Origin of the sequence: Meiothermus sp. (assembly GCF_025060375.1) — a bacterium.
GTDB lineage: Bacteria > Deinococcota > Deinococci > Deinococcales > Thermaceae > Meiothermus.
In genome coordinates this window covers 1-15,427 of record NZ_JANXCG010000055.1, presented here as the reverse complement: position 1 = coordinate 15,427, position 15,427 = coordinate 1, and the positions used below count along the sequence as shown (strand labels likewise).

13 protein-coding genes and 1 pseudogene are annotated in these 15,427 nt (G+C 65.5%); 3 read left to right on the top strand and 11 right to left on the bottom strand.

All coding sequences use genetic code 11. The features are described from left to right. Nucleotides 1–859: hypothetical protein (locus NZ849_RS07130; RefSeq protein ID WP_295405635.1), on the top strand; the 859-nt coding region annotated here is incomplete at its 5' end. 106 nt (nt 860–965) lie between these two features. Here NZ849_RS07130 and gnd read toward each other — a convergent pair. The 10 genes from gnd to NZ849_RS07080 all read right to left on the bottom strand — a co-directional run bounded on the left by gnd (nt 966) and on the right by NZ849_RS07080 (nt 12,185). Continuing rightward, nucleotides 966–2,411, bottom strand: coding sequence for a decarboxylating NADP(+)-dependent phosphogluconate dehydrogenase (gene gnd, locus NZ849_RS07125; RefSeq protein ID WP_295405634.1), 1,446 nt, complete (start codon nt 2,409–2,411; stop codon nt 966–968). Further along, nucleotides 2,401–2,916 carry a gluconokinase gene (locus NZ849_RS07120; protein ID WP_295386808.1) on the bottom strand — a complete coding sequence of 172 codons (516 nt, stop codon included), beginning with the start codon at nt 2,914–2,916 and terminating at the stop codon, nt 2,401–2,403. The genes gnd and NZ849_RS07120 overlap by 11 nt, the downstream gene beginning before the upstream one ends. Continuing rightward, on the bottom strand, nt 2,913–3,323 hold the full coding sequence (locus NZ849_RS07115) for a phosphoribosyltransferase (protein WP_295405633.1): 411 nt from the start codon (nt 3,321–3,323) through the stop codon (nt 2,913–2,915). The genes NZ849_RS07120 and NZ849_RS07115 overlap by 4 nt, the downstream gene beginning before the upstream one ends. Beyond that, entirely contained in the window at nt 3,320–4,603 is a 1,284-nt protein-coding gene (locus tag NZ849_RS07110; RefSeq protein ID WP_295405632.1) for a lactate racemase domain-containing protein, read from the bottom strand. Before NZ849_RS07110 ends, NZ849_RS07115 begins: the two co-directional genes overlap by 4 nt. Before the next feature lie 24 nt (nt 4,604–4,627). Next, nucleotides 4,628–6,043, bottom strand: coding sequence for a glucuronate isomerase (gene uxaC / locus NZ849_RS07105; protein ID WP_295405631.1), 1,416 nt, complete (start codon nt 6,041–6,043; stop codon nt 4,628–4,630). Further along, on the bottom strand, nt 6,043–6,861 hold the full coding sequence (locus NZ849_RS07100; protein ID WP_295405630.1) for an SDR family NAD(P)-dependent oxidoreductase: 819 nt from the start codon (nt 6,859–6,861) through the stop codon (nt 6,043–6,045). Before NZ849_RS07100 ends, uxaC begins: the two co-directional genes overlap by 1 nt. Then, nucleotides 6,858–7,688: a carbohydrate ABC transporter permease gene (locus tag NZ849_RS07095; RefSeq protein ID WP_295405629.1), complete on the bottom strand. Its 831-nt coding sequence runs from the start codon at nt 7,686–7,688 to the stop codon at nt 6,858–6,860. Before NZ849_RS07095 ends, NZ849_RS07100 begins: the two co-directional genes overlap by 4 nt. Then, on the bottom strand, nt 7,685–8,551 hold the full coding sequence (locus NZ849_RS07090) for a carbohydrate ABC transporter permease (RefSeq protein WP_295405627.1): 867 nt from the start codon (nt 8,549–8,551) through the stop codon (nt 7,685–7,687). The genes NZ849_RS07095 and NZ849_RS07090 overlap by 4 nt, the downstream gene beginning before the upstream one ends. 162 nt (nt 8,552–8,713) lie before the next feature. Next, nucleotides 8,714–9,943 carry a sugar ABC transporter substrate-binding protein gene (locus NZ849_RS07085; RefSeq protein WP_295405625.1) on the bottom strand — a complete coding sequence of 410 codons (1,230 nt, stop codon included), beginning with the start codon at nt 9,941–9,943 and terminating at the stop codon, nt 8,714–8,716. 10 nt (nt 9,944–9,953) lie between these two features. Next, nucleotides 9,954–12,185 carry a TIM-barrel domain-containing protein gene (locus NZ849_RS07080; protein ID WP_295405623.1) on the bottom strand — a complete coding sequence of 744 codons (2,232 nt, stop codon included), beginning with the start codon at nt 12,183–12,185 and terminating at the stop codon, nt 9,954–9,956. A gap of 166 nt (nt 12,186–12,351) precedes the next feature. Between NZ849_RS07080 and NZ849_RS07075 the strand changes: the two genes are divergently transcribed. Then, on the top strand, nt 12,352–13,347 hold the full coding sequence (locus NZ849_RS07075) for a LacI family DNA-binding transcriptional regulator (protein WP_295405621.1): 996 nt from the start codon (nt 12,352–12,354) through the stop codon (nt 13,345–13,347). Nucleotides 13,348–13,775: 428 nt separating this feature from the next. Then, the gene (locus NZ849_RS07070; RefSeq protein WP_295405619.1) at nt 13,776–15,113 is read left to right on the top strand and encodes a two-component regulator propeller domain-containing protein; all 1,338 of its coding nucleotides are present in this window, start codon (nt 13,776–13,778) and stop codon (nt 15,111–15,113) included. A gap of 227 nt (nt 15,114–15,340) precedes the next feature. On the opposite strand, the pseudogene NZ849_RS07065 reads toward NZ849_RS07070, so the two are convergent. Further along, nucleotides 15,341–15,427, bottom strand: a pseudogene (locus tag NZ849_RS07065) (YbjQ family protein); the annotation flags it as partial.

Here is a 15,427-nt window from a genome sequence, read left to right as displayed (position 1 = left end):
ATGCAGCATATACCGCATCTCGATAGACCTGTTCTTTCTCAGGTTAGACTCCCTGGGACGGGAAGCATGGCGGCGCAGGTCCAACCTAGAGCACGATCCAAGGAACCCGGCGGACCCCTGCGACGACCTGTACTCCCGTGAGTGGGCGACGGCCATACTGGCTCATGAAAGCGGTTTCTTGGTTGGTGGATATGCCCTGTCTCTCTCAGAGGGCGTTTTCGGCCCCTTCGTGGCCCGCTTCAGCGCGAACCTGAACCCCGTGTCCTCGTTCGGCACAGGCGGGTTTAGCCGTCTTCCCATCCCCAATGCCGATTCGATCAAGGCCCTGGCGGTCCTGCCGGATGGGCGCATCCTGGCAGGGGGCACGGCGGTCCCGTACATCGGCGACCCCGAACCCTTCCTGGCCCTCCTGAGCGCCGGAGGGGACCTCTTGCGGGACAGCGAGGCCGGAGGGTGGCGGCCCTGGCGGCAGGTCGATGTGTACGACGGAAAACCGGTCTCCCATCTCCTCCCCCTGCCGGATGGAAGGGTGCTGGTGGCTGCGAGCGGCGGCAGTACTGGGTGGGTGATCCGCCTCAGGCAGGACCTGGAGGGGGACCCCTCGTTCTCGGTTATCCGGCGGGCCGACTACGGGATCACCGGCCTGGCGCTGCAGCCCAACGGCAAGCTGCTCGTACGGGCCAGCGACGTACTGGCCCGCTACCTGGCCGACGGCACACCGGATCCCGGTTTCGCCTCCTCTGGCCAGATCTTCAACCTCGGCCTCGGGAGCGGGCTGGTGCTGACCTCCGAGGGGAAGATCTGGACGGCGGGAACGTTCAACGATAGGACCAGGCTCCGCCTCAGCCGGCTCAGGTAGGCCGGGGCCCCTCATCCCCAGGGCTGTAGCGGCGGGCCAAAGCCAGGGGATGGGCGTGGGCGCTGGGGCCTGGCACCCACGCCCGAAGCTGCCCGTGGGCTTGGTATCACACGCTGTGGCTGCTGGTGGTGTCCCCCCGGCCCATCCAGTCGGTGTGGAAGAACTGCCCCCGGGGCCGGTCCACCCGCTCGTAGGTGTGCGCGCCAAAGTAGTCCCGCTGGGCCTGCACCAGGTTGGTGGGGAGGGTGGCGCTGCGGTAGCCGTCGAAGTAGGCCAGGGCGCTGCTCAGGGCCGGGGCCCAGATGCCGTGCAACGCGGCGGTGGCCACCACCTGGCGCCAGGCTGCCTGGCTGTTTTTGATGATGTCGGCGAAGTAGGGGTCTAGGAGCAGGTTGGCCAGGGTGGGGTTGGCATCGTAGGCCGCTTTGATGTTCTCCAGGAGGCGGGCCCGGATGATGCAGCCCCCGCGCCACATCCGGGCAATGCCGCCGTAGTTCAGGCTCCAGCCAAACTCCCGGGCGGCCATCCGCATGAGCTGGTAGCCCTGGGCATACGAGCAAATTTTGGAGGCATAGAGGGCCTGGCGCACCTGCTCGATGAAGGCTTCTCTGTCTCCGGCGAAATGGGCCTGGGGGGGCTCAAAGAGGCGGGCGGCCTCAAGGCGCTCCTCCCTGAGGGCGCTCAGGCTTCGGGCAAAAACCGCCTCGGCAATGGTACTGGCCGGCGCCCCCACCTCCAGCGCAGTGGCCGAGGTCCACCTGCCGGTGCCCTTCTGCCCGGCGGCATCCAGGATCACGTCCACCAGGTCTTTGCCGGTCTCTTCGTCCTTTCTGGTCAGGATGTCGGCGGTGATCTCGATCAGGTAGCTGTCGAGTTCGCCCTGGTTCCACTCGGCAAACACCTGGGCGCACTCGGCGTTGGAGAGGCCCGCCACCCGCCGCAGCAGGCTGTAGGCCTCGGCGATCATCTGCATGTCGCCGTACTCGATGCCGTTGTGGACCATCTTGACGAAGTGGCCCGCGCCGTCCGGCCCCACCCAGTCGCAGCAGGGGGTACCGTCGGCGGCCTTGGCGGCGATGGACTGGAGGATGGGCTTGACCGACTCCCAGGCCCGGATATCCCCTCCCGGCATGATCGAGGGGCCGTGCAGGGCCCCCTCCTCACCCCCCGAGACCCCGGCACCGATGAAGAGCAGGCCTTTTTCAGCCAGTTCCCTGGTGCGGCGGTTGGTGTCAGCGTAGTGGCTGTTGCCGCCGTCGATGATGATGTCGCCGGGCTCCAAGAGCGGCACCAGCTGCTGGATGGTGGCATCCACCGGGCTGCCGGCCTTGACCATCAGCATGACCTTGCGGGGCCGCTTGAGCTGGTCCACCAACTCTTGCAGGCTGTAGGCCCCGACAACGCTCTTCCCCCGGGCCCGGCCCTGGGTAAACTCGCGCACCTTCTCAACCGTGCGGTTGAAGGCCGAGACGGTAAAGCCCTTGCTGGCCATGTTCAGGATGAGATTCTCTCCCATCACCCCAAGACCGATCACGCCTATATCACTTTTCATCGCAGGGCTCCTGATTGAAACGGAGGTGTCGTAGCACGGTCTGCAGGTTGGCCTCGAGCGGCTGGGCCACATCCAGCCGGATGGCCTCCTGGGGGGGCTCGAGGGTGGCCAACTGGGACTCGAGCAGGCTCACCGGCATAAAGTGCTCGCGCTGGCGCATGCGCTGGGCGATCAGCTGTGGGTCGCCGTGCAGAAAGACATACCTGACCCCCTCGAGGCCGCCGCTCAGGATGCTCCGATAGCGCTCCTTGAGCGCCGAGCAGGCCAGCACCAGCGGGCTCGCCTGGGCCAGATGCTGCTCGACCAGGCCCCGCAGGGAGCGCAGCCAGGGTTCCCGGTCAGCGTCGGTAAGGGGCTCGCCTCGAGCCATTTTTTCCCGGTTGGACTGGGGGTGGTAGTCGTCGGCATCGGCGAAGGCCCAGCCCAGCCGGGCCGCCAGGGCTTTGCCCAGGGTGGTCTTGCCGGAGCCCGAGACCCCCATCACGATGAGGACTTGCACGCTCACCCCACCCTCCAAGGCCAGTCCACGCAGGCCTGAATCTCGGGGAAGAGCACCAGGTCGGCTCTGCCCTTGAGGGTCAGGGTGGTGAGGGTGGCCCCCCTCAGGTAGCCCCGGGCGACCCCAAGCGTCGCGCCCGTCACGCTCACATCGTCCACCAGCAAGACCCGCTTTCCGGTGGGGTCAAACGGGATGGGCCCCAGCAACTGGGGCTGGGGGCGCTGGGGCTGGTTCTGGTCGTCGCGGTAGTTGAGGTGCAGCAGCGCCAGCGGAACCCCTAGCTGATGGGCCAGCATGCAGGCGGGCACGATGCCCCCCCGGGCGATGCCCACCACCACGTCCACCTCGGGCAGTTGCAGCGCTCGCATACGAGCGCTGATGGTGTGGAACTCGAGCCTGACCTTCGTGCTCATGACTCCCCCCTCACCCGGTAGAGGATCTCGCCGGCCTTGCGCACCAGCAAAATCCCCTCCTCCTCCCGGTCTGAAAAGTCCTCGGGGTTGAGGCTGTCGGGGTCGAGGTAGCCCAGGTTCAACCGTCGGCAGTCCTCCGGGCCGATGCGGCTGGCCAGGGTGACCCGGACCCGGGGATGCTCCTGCCCATTAGCCCAGGTGCCGCTGCCCCGCACATGGGTGCTGTGGGCCAACACCCCGAGGGGGACGTGCTTGAAGCGCTCCCACTGGTTGAGGAAGTAGGGCAGGGTGTGGTAGCCGATCTCGTAGATGTACTTGCCGTGTACCTTGCTCACCGTATCGAGGTGGGGGGCGTAGATGATCAGCTCCCCGCCATCGGCCAGGGCCGGGTCGAGCTTGTACATGGCCTTGCCCGCGGTCCAGAGCTCGTCGTACATGGGTGGGGCGCAGGAGAGGATGCGCTTGAAGGGCCGGTCCACCCAGACGATGTGGCGGGCGCTCGAGAGGTCGGCGGCGGCAGACCAGGCCGATATGTGGTCGCCCACGAATATCCCCTCCAGCCCGCTGCCCTGCACCACCAGCGCAATCAGGGTGATGGGCGTGGGCACGTGGCGGGCCGCCTCGTGGATCAGGGCCCGCACCGGGGTGTCCTTGAGGCCGATGGTGCCGCGCACGGTGGCCAGCGCGCCCAGCCAGTGGGTCACGTTGATCATCTCGGGGCCGCTGATGCCGGGAAAGAGGTACTTGGCCCCCCCGGAGAAGCCCACCACCTCGTGGGGAAAGGTGGGGCCTAGGATGAGCAGATGGTCGGCCTCGAGCGCGGCCCTGTTCAGCCGCACCTGCACGTCCCCGCCCAGGGTGGGGTGCCAGCGCTCGCCTGCGATTTCCTGCACCCGGGCCTGGGGAACCACCCCCACCGTCGCCAGCGCATCGGGGTCCTGCCAGGCGTGGTTGTGGAGGCCGACGTGCCGGAAGATAGTGTGGCGTTCCTCGGCGCTGATACCCACCAGCCTGAGCATCTGGGCTTCGTCCAGCGGGGGGTGCGTACCCAGCGCCACCATGAAGTCCAGCGTTTTCACATCGTCCAGGATGTCCACCAGCATCCGGAAGAGCTGCGGCAGCGGCAGGGTGCGGGTGTGGTCGGGGATCAGCACCAGCACCTTTTGCCGGGTAAAGCGGCCCCGCAGGGGCTCGAGCGCCGAGTGAATCTGCTCAGCGCTCAGCACCTCGCCCGCGGGGGCCTGGGCCTGCGAAATCAGGGCGGGGGTTTGGGTCGTCATGGGCCAGTCGAACCTCGCTCTGCCTCAGCCAACCCGCACGCCTTCGAGCCCATAGGCTTGGGCGGCCAGGTCGTAGGCTGCCAGGCGCATGAGCCGGTGGGCCTCCTCGAGCTCGAGGACACCCCGCTCCACCCTGCGCGCCAACCAGTTGGCCACCACCCGCCGCCAGACCTCGTGCCGGGCGGGAATGCTGGCAAAGGCGCGGGTGTCGTCGCTGAACCCGGCGGTGTTGTAGAGGGTGGCGGTCTCGCTCACCGCGTCTAGGTAGCGCTCTATGCCCAGCACGCTGTCGAAGTACCACCACGGCGCCCCCAGCCGCACGCCCGGGTAGTGGCCCGCCAGGGGAGCCAGCTCGCGGCTGTAGGTGCTCTCGTCCAGGGTGAACAGGATCAGCCGTAGTGGGCTGTGGCCAAACTCATTCAAGAGCGGTTGCAAACCCCGCGTCCAGTCCACCGCGTGGGGGATGTCGGCGCCCATGTCCTCGCCGAGGCGCTCAAAGAGGGCGCGGTTGTGGTTGCGGGTCACGCCCAGGTGGAGCTGCATCACCAGGCCGTCCACCTCCGCGCTGAGACGGGCCTGATCGAAGAGGGCGTGAGCCTCGAGCTGCTCGGCCTCTTCCGGGGTAATCTGGCCGGTCAGCGCGCGGGCAAAAAGGCGCTCGGCCTCCGCGTCAGGTAGGGGCTCGATCCGGACGCTGGCGGTGCTGTGGTCGGTGGCGGTGGCCCCGGCCTGCTTGAAGACCCGCCGGCGCTCGATGAGCGCCTCCAGCAGCTCCCCATAGCGCTCGATGCTGCGGTTGGTGGCGGCCTCGAGGCGGCCCAGCCGCGCTTTCCAGTCGGGCCGCAGGACCTGCAAGAGCCGGTCCGGGCGGAAGGTGGGGATCACCCGGTAGCCGTCCCGCTGGGCCTGGAGGTGCGGGCCCACGTCATCCTCCGGCGAGTCGGTGGTGGCCAGGACCTCAACCCTGAACCTCTTGAACAGCGCCCTGGGGGCAAAGGCAGGGGTGTCCAGGGCAGCCTGGATCTGCTCGTAGAGGGCGTGCGCATTTCTAGCGTTTGGTTTTTCGGTAACCCCAAACAGCTGGGTCAGCTCCAGGCGCAGCCAGAGCCCGGTGGGTGTGCCGTCGAAGAGGTGGAAGTTGCGGCAGAAGACCTCCCAGGCCTTGACCGGGTCGTACTGGCCCTCGGGCACGCCGACCCCCAGGCTCTCCAGCGGGATGCCCTGCGAGTAGAGCAGCCGGAAGACGTAGTGGTCGTTCCGGACGAACAACTCGGTGGGGTGGAGGAAGCGGGCGTTGGGGTCAGCCAGGAGGGAGGGCGGGATGTGCCCGTGCGGGCTGAGGATGCCCAGCGGTTGGGCCTGGTGGTACAGCTCGAGGGCCGTCCTCCGCACGGCCGGTTCGGGGTCGAAGAGGAAGGTCTCGGGAACCTGCCAGCCCATCACACACCCCCAAAGGCGCTGAAGCCGCCGTCCACCGGAATCACCACGCCGGTCACAAACCGGCTGTCCGGGTGCACCAGGTAGCGCAGGGTGCTGAGCAGGTCTTCAGGCACACCGAAGCGGTTCTGCGGGGTGTGGGCCAGGATGGTCTGGGCCCGCTCGGTCAGGCTGCCGTCCTCCCGCAGCATCAGGTAGCGGTTCTGCTCGGTCAGGAAGAAGCCCGGCGCAATCGCGTTGACCCGCAGGCCGGGACCGTAGGTCTGGGCCAGGTGCACCGCCAGCCACTGGGTGAAGTTCACCACCGCGGCCTTGGCCGCGCTGTAGCCCACCACCCGGGTGAGGGGGCGCACCGCGGCCATGCTGGCGATGTTGACGATGCAGCCCTGCCTGCGCCGGGCCATCCCTGCGCCGAACGCCTGGGTAGCACGGAGGGTACCGGTAAAGTTCAGGTTCACCACCTCCTCTACTGCGCTCAGGTCCAGGGCAAAGAAGTCGCGGTCGGGGGCTGTAGAGGCCTCCGGGCGGTTGCCCCCGGCGGCGTTGACCAGAATATCAGCGCCGCCTTCGGCCTCGACCGCTGCAGCCGCGCCTTTCAGGGAGCCAGCATCCAGCACATCGAAGACCAGGGGCTTGATCCGGGCCAGCACCTGGGCCTCAGCCTGCACAGCCTCGAGCGCCCTTCGGGCCGACTCCAGGCTGCGCGCGCCCAGGTACACGGTGGCCCCATCCTCGGCCAGGGCTAAGGCCAGAGCCCGCCCCAGCACGCCGCTGCCGCCGGTGATCACGGCCCGCTTTCCGGCCAGAAGCAAGCCACTCATCCCTTCACGCTCCCCGCGGTCAGATCGCTTAGGAAGTAGCGCTGTAGCAGCAGGAACACGATCAACATAGGCAAAAGGGTAATGACCGTGGCGGCCAGGAGGGTGCCCCAGTCCACCCCGAACTGCCCGACCAGGCGGGCCAGGGCCAGCTGGAGGGTGGCCTTCTGCTCGCTGGAGATCACGATAAAAGGCCAGATGAAGTCGTTCCAGCGCCAGGTGAAGCTGAAGATGGCCAGGGTGGCCAGGGCTGGAACGCTGAGGGGCAGGATGATCCGCCAGTAGATGCCCCACTCGCTGGCCCCGTCTATCCGCGCCGACTCCAGAATCTCGTCGGGGATGCTCAGGATGTACTGCCGCAGCAGGAATACCCCGGTCGGTGTGGCCGCAGGGGGGATGATAATCCCCCACAGGCTGTCGGTCAGGCCCAGGTTGCGCAGCACCAAGAAGATGGGCACCATGATCACCTGCAAGGGAATCATGATGGTGGCCAGGGTCAGCAGGAAGAGGGCCTGCCGCCCCACGAATCGGTACTTGGCCAGGGCAAAAGCCGCCATGGAGTTGGTCAGGAGGGCAATCAGGGTGCTCATGGTGGCCACGAAGAAGCTGTTCCAGGTGTAGGTTGCAAAGTGGCCCACGGTGAGGGCGTTTTGGTAGTTGGCGAGGGTAGGCTCCCTGGGCAGGAGGGTGGGAGGCACCAGGTAGAGTTCAGCATCCGGCTTGAAGGAGGAGAGCACCACCCAGATCACCGGCATCAGGAAGAGCAGGGCCAGGCCTACCACCAGTGCATCCCGTGCAAACCTCGTTCTGCGCTTGCGGTTCTTGTTCATGTATCCCTCGAGACTCGCAGCTGCATCAGGGTAAGCACCATCAAGATGGCAAAGAGCACCACCGACTGGGCGCTGGCATAGGTGGGGTTGGCCCCTTCAAAAGCCGTGAGGTAGATATTCTGCACCAGGAGCCGGGTTGCGTCGCCAGGGCCGCCGTTGGTCAAGACCAGGATGATCTCGAAGGCTTTGAAGGCGTTGATGGTGGCCAGGATGGTGACCAGCAGGGTGGTGGGTGCCAGCAGGGGCAGGGTGATCTGCCAGAACTGCTGCCGGGGGCTTGCCCCGTCCACCTCGGCAGCCTGATAAAGCTCGGTGGGAATGGTGTTGAGGCCGCCGATGAAGATCACCATGTAAAACCCCACCATGGACCACACGCTGGCCAGGACGACCACCGCCCGGGCCCAGTTGATGTCGGTCAGCCAGGGGATGGGCGACTGGCCCAGGCTGCTGAGCAGCGCATTGATCACCCCCAGGTCGCTGCTGAACATCCAGCGCCAGGCCACCCCAACCACCACCGGCGAGAGGATCACCGGCAGGTAGAAGCCGACACGGGCCAGTGCGCTGCCCAAAGTGGTGGTACGCAGGGCAATGGCCAGCATCAGGCTTATCACCACTACCAGCGAGACCACCAGCAAGACGTACACCACGGTCTGGGCTAGCGAGTTCAGGAAGGCCCTATCCTCCAGGAGCTGGCGGTAGTTTTCAATACCTACGAACTGCTGAAGCCCCCCGATAAAATTGCCTCGGTAGAAGGAGTAGACCAGCCCGTACACCATCGGCAACACCACGAAGATCCCGAAAATCAGCATGTTGGGTGCCAGGAACAGATAGGGGGTGAGCAGCCTACCTACCTTGTGCCTCATCCGCATTCCCCTCGACCGCGCACTCTGGGTGGATTTCGCGCCAGGGTTCCCCTGGGGCTACCTTTTCCCCAGCTTCACCCGTACCCCACAGGGGGTACCACGGCGCGCAGGGGGAAACCCTGTGCTTTGGGCCGGTGGTACAGCCTGTGGGGTACTGCTCCCCTACCGGAGCAGACGAAGCTGCTTGTCGCCCTCGGCCTGAATGGTCTCAAGAGCCTGCTTAGGCGATTGTTGGCCCAGCAATACCTTCACAATCTCGCTGCGGATAAAGGTGTTGAGCCGAGCCATGACGGGGTTGGACCAGTCCTGCCCCACATACGATGGGGTTACGCTCAGGTCAGATAGGAAAACCGCTATAGCATCGTCAAACTGACCGTACTTCATGCCCTTCGCATCCTTGCGGGCTGAGAGCACCATGTTGTCCTTGGAAAAGGGCAGGTTGATCTCCTTGCTGGTCAGCCAGAGGATGAACTTGGCCGCCTCGTTGGGGTTCTTGCTGCCCTTGAAGCCCATTACGAACTTTCCCCCGGGCACGGTGCTGCGAATTTTGTCGCGGGGCAGCGGCATCACGCCCCAGTTGAAATTCCTGACCTGCGAGAACTGGGCTACGTTCCAGTTTCCGGACATGTACATGGCCGACTGTCCGCTTCGGAAGAGGGTGCTGGGGTCGTCGTTGGACAACCACTGCCCTTTGGGGATAAACCCGTCCTTGAAAAGGTCGGCGAAAAACGAAAGCGCACGCAAACCCTCAGGGCTGTCTATGGCAAACCTCTTGCCGCTGGGATCAATGAAGCGCCCACCGGCAGCGTAGAGCAGGGTGCTGAAGCGATGCGTGGTGAAGTCGTAACTGAGCGCGAAGCGGCATCTGGAGTTGTTGCGAACCCTGTCCATGGCCTCCCGCCACTGCTCCCATGTCCAGACCTGCAGGCTATTGGTTGGCACCCTGATCCCTGCCTCATCGAAGCAGTCCTTGTTGTAAAAGATGCCATTGGCGGTCACGTCCAGCGGGGCTCCGATGATGCGGGGCTTTCGGTAAATGTAGGGGATTTGTGAGGGCAGGAACTGGTTCAGGAAGCTGCTGGGGTCCACATAGGCGGCAAGATCGAGGGCCACAGGATCAAACTCGGCGATGTTGGCGGTCACTACCCTGGCCACATCCGGCGGGGTGTTGCCGGCTACCATCAGCTGGAGTTTCTGGGTCAGCTGCTGGAAGGGTACATAGGTGACCTCGACCTTTGTGCCTGGGTTTGCGGCCTCGTACATTTTCACATACCGATCGAAGATGGCCTGTTCTGTAGGGGACTCGGTAAACCAGACCACCTGCAGGGTCCGCTGAGCGAAGGCGGCACCTGCAAGGGCTACAAAAAGGGCGGCGAGCCAAGCTTTCCTCATGGTTCCCTCCTTATCTGACCTCCAAGACGACTGAACGTGGATCCTTCTCCACGGAAGGCCATCCGCTTCTGACCTCGAGGCGACGGCCATCGTCTACAGCCAGCCGCACCTCCAGTTGGGAGTAGGGCAGGGGGTAGTCGCCAGCTGCCTCGACCCTCAGCTCCACCCTCTCGGAGGTAGAGACAAGCTCGAGGTGGACCAGCTTGAAAGACCCGCGCTGGTAAGCCCGGGTTTCCCCGTCGTCCTCGTAGAGTAGAAACCTCGATCGGCCCTGCTCACGGTGCGGAAAAACCAAGACCTCCCTTTTGGTGTCGTGGGACGGAGCGATCCAGGGCATCAGGGGCCCCAGCGGAACGATCGCACCCGCCCGCACCAGCAGCGGAACCCGCTCCAGCGGTGTGGGGTACTCAAAACAGCCCTGGTAAAGCCTTCGGGAATGCCAGTCGTACCAGGCTTCTGGAAGCTCGAGCCTCACGGATCGCTGACCGGGTGCACCCACCATGGGGAACAGCAGGAACGGGCCCAGCAAGGCATGAAAGCCCGGGTCATGCGCCCAATCGGGAAACTCGTAGAGAAGGGGCCGCTGGATCGGCGCGCCAGACTGGGTATGCTGCCAGACCAAGGAGTAGAGGTACGGGATGAGCCGGTAGCGTAGGTGGAGGGCCTCCTTTACGGCAGGGAAAACCTGCGGGTAGCTCCAGGGTTCGGTTGGGGGCTCTCTCCAGGAGTGGATGGAGAACCGAGGGTAGGCCACGGCCTGTTGCACCCATCGGAGGAACAGTTCGGGGCCCGGCGGCGCTCCGAAAAAGCCCCCCACATCGTTTCCGTTGAGGGCAAAACCGCTCAGGGCCAGCCCCATTGCGATGGGGTTACCGAAACGGAGGTTTTTCCAGTCGCTGGTGTTGTCCCCGCTCCAGGTCTGGGCTAGCCGCTGGACCCCCAAGGAGGCTGAGCGGGAGATGAGAAAGGGGCGCCTGTCCTGAAAGCCCGGGTGCTCCTGCATTGCCTGGTGCGATGCCTGGGCCATGCCCAGGATCTGCTCGCTGGGGTAGGTGGGCCGGCCCTGCGCATTGAAGACCTCACCCTCAAGCGCGTATTCGTTGTTATCGTTCCAGATGCCCTCGACACCGCGGTCAAGCAACTCGCGCTGAACCTTTTCCATCCACCATTTGCGAGCCTTGGGGTGGCTGAAGTCCAGCCAGGAGGCATCCCCACCCCAGAAGGGGGCCACATGGGGCTGACCTGCCGCATTGCGGACAAAGCAGCCCGCGTCCTTCAGGGTCTGGTAGTCGGGATGCTCCTTTAGCAAGGCGGGCTTTACATTTGCGATGACCCTCAGGCCCTTGGAACGCAGCTCGGCAATGAGCGCATCTGGGTCGGGAATCGCCCGCCGGTTCCATTGGAAGACATACCGCCTGCCTTCGTGTAAGGTGTAGCCGCTGCTCAGGTGAAAGCCGTCGCAGGGCAGGCCCTCATCGCGCAGCCGCTGGACAAAAGCACGCAGGCGCTCCACTGGGTTAGGGGCGTCGGTATAGGCCATGCCCGAAGCCAAGTAGCCCAGGCTCCACCGTGGAGGGAGCTCGGGCCGCCCGATTAGGCCAGTCAGGCGTTCAAGCAGCTCCGGCAAGCTGTCTGCGCACACCACCAGGTAGCGCAGGTAGTCGGCCTGCCGCACCAGGGTGTAGGTGAAAAGCCCATGGTAATGGTGGCGCTCGCAGCCGAAATCGAAGACCATAGGGTGCGGCTGATCGTACAACAGCGCGCTCCAGAGGTCTTTGGCGTGCCGGGTCAGGAAAAGTGGAATGTGTTTGTACAGCGGGTCGGAGAATTCCGGGTCGTAGTGGCATGCATCGCGGGGCTCTAAGCGATATCGCCGTGCATTGCGCTGCAAAATTCCGCTGACCTCTCCTAAGCCTAAGTAGATCTCCCCATCGTGTTGCACTCGAGTGTGGCGTAACCCCTCGGGTGAGGGCTGGCACGCGATCTGGGGGTGTTCCTCAAGCACACACCGCCCCCTGTACCAGACCCGCAGCGCAGGCGACCCAGTGGACCAGGTAACAGAAAGGGCACCCCCGACCACCTGCTCCTCTTCAACCCGCTCCCAGGGGAGGGACACCGGATTGGGCAGGACGCTGGCATGGCCCGCCTGGCCCCGGGTTATGCGAACGGCAAATGGGGCTAGTTGCTCGAGGCAAAATGTGCCAAGCGAGGGGCAGAAATCGTGCGAAAGGACGGGCTGCATAAGCTTATATGCGACCATTTCCTTGTGGAAAACCCTTTCCCAATAGACTGACATATGCCCACCGGGTTGTCAAGCCACTGCCGATTCACCTTCCGATCAGGTTTCGCCTCCTGTGCTCAAGCGCTTGATAAGCCCCTCTCGCATCCCGTGGTGTATACTTGACCACATGCGAAAAGCCGTCCGCATCTTTGATGTGGCAAGGGAGGCCGGGGTCTCCCCGGGAACCGTTTCCAAGGTATTGAACGGAACGCAGCGTATGGCAGCAGATACAGAGGCGAGGGTATGGAAAGCGGTTTCTAAACTGGGCTATCAGGCCAACTGGCACGCCCGCATACTTAGCACAGGCCGCTCTGAAGCGCTGGGGGTTGTCATTTTGGATATCCTCAACCCCCACTTCACCGCACTGGTCAAGGGGGCCAGTCGGGTCGCTTCCAACCAGGGTTACACGGTACTGCTGGCCGATGCTGAGGAGGACCCAGGCCGCGAGCTCAACCTGATCCAAAGCCTCCGCGCCCGCACCGACGGCCTGATCCTGGCAGGCTCGAGGCTCTCGGACCAGCAGATCGCCAGCCTCCACAGCCCTGAACAGCCCATCGTGACGGTGGGGCGGCGCATTCCCGGCGTGCCCTCGGTGACGGTGGACGAGTACACCGCCTCGCTCCAGCTCACCGGCCACCTGGTTGCCCAGGGGTGCAGGCGCATCGTCTATCTGGCCGGCCCCCCTTTCTGGGTGAATCAGGAACGCGAGCGAGGCTATCAGGACGCTCTGACGCAGGCGGGCCTGCCTCCCCAGGTCTTTAGGCTGGCCTCTCCCGACCTGCTGGGGGGAGAACAGGCCAGCGCGCTGCTCTGGACGGTCCAGCCCTTCCCGGATGGGGTCATCTGCTACAACGATCTGGTGGCCATCGGCCTGATGGCCTCCCTGAGGACCCTGGGAGTGAGGGTGCCCCAGGACGTTGCGGTGGCCGCTTTTGGCAACCACCCGCTGGCCGCGCACCTTTCGCCTGGCCTAACCCACATGGAAATTCCCAGCCGAAAACTCGGCGAGCTGGCCACAGATCTGCTGGTGGAGCTGTTGAAGAAGCCGCAAGAGGCCAGCCATGTCCAGCAGTATGCGGTCCTGCGGCCCAGGGGCTCAACACAACGCCTAGAGGTAGGCTGAACAGACCGCGCAGGTCCCGCCTCCAGGCACAAGGCTTACCCTGGGGGCAGCCCATGCCCAACGACCCCGGCTTTAGCTGTGGGGCGGGTTGTGCAGCGATGTCCCGTCCCTAAGCGGCGCGCACGGCCTCAACGCAGCGGTCGTGAGGCAGCTCGCGCGAGGAACAGCCCAACTTCTGCCAAGGCGTTGGAGAGCCTCGAGCGCCCGCGAAACCTGGCGGGCTTGGGCAGCGCGGTGACAGCGCTGAGCAGCGCCTCCCTGGGCCCAGCGGTGCGGCCGCTCCTCGGCGGAGGCCTTCCTGGCCCCAAACCACACCTCGGGGCACACTCGCCCCCGCCGGGCCAGCCGCCAGCCTCCGGCTTAGGGCCCCGGCCCCCCATCTTGCAACACTGGGCGAACTGCGCTAGAAAGCAGGAAGGAGGACCAGGGTGAAAACGAGGGGGCTGCTCCTTCTTCTCCCTGTCGCTTTGGGAATGGCCTTTGGACAGGCGGGCCAGGACTGCCCAAGGGTAGGCCAGGGGGAGCTGCGGGTGGAGGTGGCCGGACTGCCTCCGGGGCTGCCGGCCCGGCTGCGGGTGAGCGGTCCTGGAGGCTACAGCCAGACCCTCACCGGCTCCCAGAGCCTGCGGGTGGCCGCCGGGCCCTACGCCCTGCAGGCGGAGACCCTAGCCGACAGCCATCCCATCGTCCGCCAGGCCTACCGGGGCGGCCAGAGCCGCATCTGCGTGCGGGCCAACCGGACCACCAGCGCCCGCATAGAGTACCGCCTCATCCCCACCAGCGGCAGGGTGTGGTTTGGGGAGCAGCTCCGCCACCGGGTGTACGGCTTTCCCCGCAGCCAGCTGGGGGCCGCTGGCATGCTCCGCCCAAGCCCCGATGCCAACACCCAGGCTTTCGCAGCGCTAGCCTTTGACCGGGAGGGCAACCTCTGGATAGCCCGGCGCTTCGGCTCAGAGCCCCACCTCTACCGCTACGCCGCCACCAGCCTCAGCAGGGAGAACCCCACCCCGGACCGCCGCATCAACCTAAGGGGCCTGAGCCAGAACCACCGCGTAAACGCCCTAGCCTTCGACCGGGAGGGCAACCTCTGGATAGCCGCCTACACTGCGGACAGCGTCTTCCGTCTGAGCGCGGCCCAACTGGAAAGCGCCGGGAGCGGCCCTACCGCCCTGGCCCCCCAGGTGACCCTGAGCGTAGCGGGCCCCAGCAGCCTGGCCTTCGATCGGGAGGGAAACCTATGGGTCGGCCGTGGGGAGGCCGGCAGCCTGGCGGAGCCGGAGGTGCTCCGCTACAACCGGGCTCGGCTGGGACGCTCCATCCCAGCCGGACAGGGCCCCGACCGCAACCTCACCACCCTACACTGGAACCGGATCAACCGCCTTGGCAACAGCAGCCTGGCCTTCGACCGGGAGGGAAACCTATGGGTGATGTCACTGGTCTCCGGCACGCTCCACCGGCTTCCCAAGGAGGTGCTCTCGGGCACGGGCAGCCAGACCTTTGACAATCCAGACGCGGACGGGATCCTGCGGATATTCCTGGGGAACGGCCGGCTCTACGGGATGGCCTTTGACGAAGGGGGAGGGCTCTGGGTCACCTATGGCTCCGACCGGCTGGCCTGGCTCTCCCCAGCCCAGCTCACGGCCAGCACCGCCGCCAGCGATCCCCTGACCCCCGAGCGGGTCTTCACCCTGAGCAGCGCCCTGCCCCACTCCCCGGCCCTCTTCCCGGCCCCTGCTGGGCTGCCCCTCTTCCACAGCCTGCCGTAGGCCGGTCCAGGCCGCAGCCGATAAACCGGGTGGGCCACAGATACGGGCTGGCTGCGCCCCGCTGGCGCGGCAATGCCCACGGCTACCCCTCGCCACCGCGGCCAGGTGGGACGGGGCGGGGGATGGCTTTTGGAAGCCCAGGTCCCCTACGGCCCGAGGGGCCCGTGTGAAACTGGGAAAGGCCCTAGCCTTTAGGGCAGGCAGGGGCGGTTTCCGGTCTGCCCCGGTTAGGGGGCGAGCCGCACGGCTGTTCCGCTGGCGGTGACCATGAGCATGGAGTTCCCCTGGCCCAGGACCTCGTAGTCCACGTCGAT